The following is a 4,335-nucleotide window of genomic DNA, read 5'->3' as shown; positions in this document are numbered from 1 at the left end:
GGGGAGGGGGTGGCGGCGGTTGCGTCCAAGGCGGGCCTCCGGAGGCGAAAGGGGACGGAGCGGAAGGGAAACAGGCGAATACCGACGCGGTGGCAGCCCACGGGCAGCCGCCATCGCATTACCGCGATACTCTTACTTAGGCTTACCTAAGTCAACTGGTTCCCGACGTCCTGTCGGTAAAAACGCTACCCCGCGTCAGCCGCGCGGCAACCTCACGGAAGAGTGAGAACGTCCGCCCCCGTGTCCGTCACCACCAGCGTGTGTTCGAACTGCGCGGTCCGCTTCCTGTCCTTCGTGACCACGGTCCAGCCGTCGTCCCACATGTCGTGCTCGTACGTCCCCAGCGTCAGCATCGGCTCGATGGTGAAGGTCATGCCCCGCTCGATGACGGTGGTCGCGTGCGGGCTGTCGTAGTGCGGGACGATCAGCCCGGAGTGGAAGGACGAGTTGATCCCGTGCCCGGTGAAGTCCCTGACGACTCCGTACCCGAACCGCTGGGCGTACGACTCGATGACCCGCCCGATCACATTGATCCGCCGCCCCGGCCGTACGGCCTTGATGGCACGGTTCAGCGCCTCGCGGGTCCGTTCCACCAGGAGCTTCGACTCCTCGTCGACATCGCCGCAGAAATAGGTCGCGTTGTTGTCGCCGTGCACGCCGTTGATGTACGCGGTGACGTCCAGGTTCACGATGTCCCCGTCACGGAGCACCGTGGAGTCCGGGATCCCGTGGCAGATCACCTCGTTGACCGAGGTGCAGAGCGACTTGGGGAATCCGCGGTAGCCGAGCGTGGACGGATAGGCGCCGTGGTCGCACATGAACTCGTGCGCGACCCGGTCCAGTTCGTCCGTGGTCACACCGGGCGCGATGTGCTTGGCGGCCTCCTCCATCGCCTGCGCGGCGATGCGGCCCGCGATCCGCATCAGCTCGATCGTCTCATCGGTCTGCACCTCGGGCCCGGTGTACGGGGCGGGCGCGGGCTTCCCGACGTACTCGGGGCGCCGGATTCTTCCGGGTACGGAACGGAGGGGGGAGATCTCCCCCGGTACGAGCAGTGACTGGCCAGACATGCCAGCGAGTCTAACCAGCGGGTGTGGGGCAGCATGGCGGGAGAGGAAGGAGCCGACGATGGCCCTGTTCAAGAAGCGCACGGCCGGCAAACCCGGCGAGTGGTACTACTGCCTCCGCCACCAGACGGTGGAAGAGGGCCCGCAGTGCCGCGCGGCGGACCGCTTCGGGCCGTACGCGACCCCGGAGGAGGCGTCCCACGCGATGACCACGGCGCAGGAACGCAACCTGGAGTGGGAGACGGACCCGAAGTGGCACGACAAGCAGGGCGACACCCCGTCCGACAACTGACGGGCGCGGTGCGGTCCGGTCGGGTGGTGGCGACGCAGGGATCACCCGGGTCCGTCCGGTGCCGGGTGCCGGGCGGGCCCGTGGCCTGATCTCCCGCGCGGGCCCGGGGCATCAGGCCACGGTCGCCGCTTCCTTCGCGGCGCGCCGCCGCTGCGCGTCCTCGTCCGTCGTCGCGTCGTACGTCAGCAGCCTCGGCAGGACCGCCGCCAGCAGCCCCACCGAGGCCACGCACGCCAGGCCGCCGCTCCAGACCGCGGGGCGCGTCCCCGTCCAGCCCGCCATCGTGCCGGCGCGCACCTGCCCGAGCTGGGGTCCTACGCTGTACGAGAGCACCTCGATCCCCGCGAGCCGGCCGCGCAGCTCCTCCGGGATCGTCTGGTTCCAGATCGTCGAGCGGCCCAGACCGCTGAGCATGTCGCCCGCGCCCGCGAACGCCAGGCACACCAGCACCGCCCAGATGTTCGAGAACCATCCCGCGGCCGTGATCGCCAGCCCCCACGCGGCCGCGCCGAACACCACGAACAGCCCGTGCCGCCGTACCCGCGAGGTCCAGCCGCTGGTCAGTCCGAGCACCGCGGACCCGACCGACCCGGCCGCGTACATCAGCCCCAGCGCCCACTCGGCGTTCAGTTCGTCCGCGAGGAACGGGAAGACCGAGTTCGGGAAGGCGAAGAACATCGCGGCCAGATCGATCGCGTACGTCCCCAGCAGCACCGGCCTGCTCCAGGCGTACCGCGCGCCCTCGGCTATGCCCCGCAGGGACGGTTTCTCCGCGTCGTGCGCGGCGGGTGCCGCCGACAGTCGCGAGCAGAGAAGCACTGAGGCGAGGAAGCCCAGGACGGTGGCGCCGTACGCGGTGGCGTGACCGGAGTACGCGACGACGAGCCCCGCCAGCGAAGGCCCCACGATCGAGCCGGCCTGCCAGCGCAGGCCGTTGAGCGCGGCTGCGGCGGTGAGCTGGTCGTGCGGCACGATACGGGCCAGCAGCGAGTCGAGTGCCGGACGCTGGAGCCCCACCAGCGCGGACACACCGCCCGCGACGAGATAGAGGGGCCACAGCATCGGCCGCGGCAGCAGCGCGTTGACCAGCAGGATCACAGCCAGCAGCCCGAGCCCGGCCTCGGTGAGCAGGATGACCTTGCGTCGGTCGACGGAATCGGCGAGGGCGCCGCCGTACAGCCCGAAGACAACGAGGGGCACGAGCTCCACCGCGCCCATCACGCCGACGGCGAATGGTGAGCCGGTCAGGTCCTTGATCTGGAGCGGTAGCGCGATCAGCGCCATGAAGCTGGCGACGGTGGCCACCAGCCCCTGTACCCAGAGCAACCGGAACTCGCGGGAGGAACGCAGGGGCGAGAGATCCGGCAGGATCGCGCTGAGCTTCATGGTCACGAGGGCACATGTTCGGTGCCGACGGACACGCTGGGCAAGCGGATTTTCGGGGCGACGGCGCGCGAATTCAGCCCGTCCGCGTACGAGGACGTCACCACCGGGACGGCGGCGGGGCCGTCAGATGGTCGGCCAGGCGGGACAGCCGGTCGCGGAAGCGGCGGCGGCCCCGGGCCGGCGGGAGGCTGTTCTCGCCGGCCGCCGCGCTGACCAGGTGCTGCACCGTGTCGAGGTCCACAGCGTCCGCCCCGTCCGGCACCGCCAGCCCCTCGTGCGCGAGCCCGCTCAGCTCCGTGTCCCCGTCGCCCAGCGACAGCACCGTCGCCCCGGCCCGCCGCGCACCGTATACCCGTTCGAGGAGCCTGGAGTCCGGCCGCTTCGGCGCCACGACCAGCAGCGTTTCGCCCCGGCCCGCCGCTTCGAGCCGGCCCAGCCCGACGGCGAGATGCGCGGGGTCGTCCGGCCGCACCTGGTGCCGTACCAGCGTCGGGTTCAGCTCCGGCTGCCCCGACCACGCCGCCTCGTCCACAAGATGCGCCGCCAGGTGCCACGGCTCGTACTCCTCCGTACCGACCAGCAGCAGCCCGCCCCCGTGCGGTACGACGGACGAACGCAGGGCCCCGGCGAACCGGCGGGTCGCGGCCGGCCACTCCGTACCCGCGAGGACTTCACGCAGCAGTGCGACGCGTACGGCATCCATGGGCCCGCATCCTGCCGCAGCGCGGGGCGCCAGGAGGGGGGATGCCCGGCGGCTCACCCGAACGGGATCCCGTACCGCCCAGTAGGGTCGGTTCCATGACTTCAACCGACAGTGGCAGCACCCCCAAGCCCCCCGCCCGGGACCCGTGGGACCTCCCCGATGTGTCCGGGCTCGTCGTCGGCGTCCTCGGCGGCACCGGTGACCAGGGGCGCGGCCTCGCCTACCGGCTGGCCAGGGCCGGACAGAAAGTGATCATCGGATCACGGGTGGCCGAACGCGCCGAGACGGCCGCCGCCGGACTCGCCGAGATGGGGGTCGAAGGGGTCGAGGGCCTGGACAACGCGGCGTGCGCGCGGAGCAGCGATGTGGTGATCGTCGCGGTGCCGTGGGAAGGGCATGCCAAGACCCTGGAGTCCCTCAAGGACGCTCTGGCGGGGAAGCTGGTCATCGACTGCGTCAATCCGATCGGTTTCGACAAGAAGGGCGCGTACGCGATCACTCCTGAGGAGGGCAGCGCGGCCGAGCAGGCCGTCGCGCTGCTCCCGGAGTCCCGGGTGACCGCCGCGTTCCACCATCTCTCCGCCGTACTGCTCCAGGACCCGTCCGTGGAGCGGATCGACACGGATGTGATGGTGCTGGGCGAGGCACGCGCGGACACGGACCTCGTACAGGCACTGGCGGCCCGTATCCCCGGCATGCGCGGCATCTTCGCGGGCCGGCTGCGCAATGCGCACCAGGTGGAGTCACTGGTCGCCAATCTGATCTCGGTCAACCGCCGTTACAAGGCGCACGCCGGACTGCGCGTAACGGACATCTGACCCGCCGCCCCCGCGTTCCCGGCCCGCCGCCCGACCGGCGGCCGGGCGCGCGGCGGGCATGGGGGAGAC

Annotated in this window: 5 protein-coding genes; 2 read left to right on the top strand and 3 right to left on the bottom strand. The window is 71.0% G+C overall.

Annotated features, from left to right (window positions below):
* Positions 1 to 212 precede the first annotated feature (212 nt).
* The gene (map, locus tag WH07_RS17050) at positions 213 to 1,070 is read right to left on the bottom strand and encodes a type I methionyl aminopeptidase (RefSeq protein ID WP_046500793.1); all 858 of its coding nucleotides are present in this window, start codon (positions 1,068 to 1,070) and stop codon (positions 213 to 215) included.
* Positions 1,071 to 1,128: 58 nt separating this feature from the next.
* On the opposite strand from map, the gene WH07_RS17045 reads away from it, so the two are divergent.
* Positions 1,129 to 1,359, top strand: a complete 231-nt coding sequence (locus WH07_RS17045) for a hypothetical protein (protein ID WP_046500792.1) — start codon at positions 1,129 to 1,131, stop codon at positions 1,357 to 1,359.
* A 111-nt stretch (positions 1,360 to 1,470) separates the two neighbouring features.
* On the opposite strand, the gene WH07_RS17040 is transcribed toward WH07_RS17045, so the two are convergent.
* Both WH07_RS17040 and WH07_RS17035 read right to left on the bottom strand, forming a co-directional pair.
* Entirely contained in the window at positions 1,471 to 2,745 is a 1,275-nt protein-coding gene (locus tag WH07_RS17040) for an MFS transporter (RefSeq protein WP_046500797.1), read from the bottom strand.
* 97 nt (positions 2,746 to 2,842) lie between these two features.
* Positions 2,843 to 3,448, bottom strand: coding sequence for a hypothetical protein (locus tag WH07_RS17035; RefSeq protein ID WP_046500791.1), 606 nt, complete (start codon positions 3,446 to 3,448; stop codon positions 2,843 to 2,845).
* A 95-nt stretch (positions 3,449 to 3,543) separates the two neighbouring features.
* Between WH07_RS17035 and npdG the strand changes: the two genes are divergently transcribed.
* Positions 3,544 to 4,266: an NADPH-dependent F420 reductase gene (gene npdG / locus WH07_RS17030; RefSeq protein WP_046500794.1), complete on the top strand. Its 723-nt coding sequence runs from the start codon at positions 3,544 to 3,546 to the stop codon at positions 4,264 to 4,266.
* The last annotated feature ends 69 nt before the right edge of the window (positions 4,267 to 4,335 follow it).

It is taken from the genome of Streptomyces odonnellii (genome assembly GCF_000981895.1).
GTDB lineage: Bacteria > Actinomycetota > Actinomycetes > Streptomycetales > Streptomycetaceae > Streptomyces > Streptomyces odonnellii.
The sequence above is the reverse complement of the archived record's forward strand: the minus strand, read 5'-3'. Positions and strand labels throughout refer to the sequence as shown.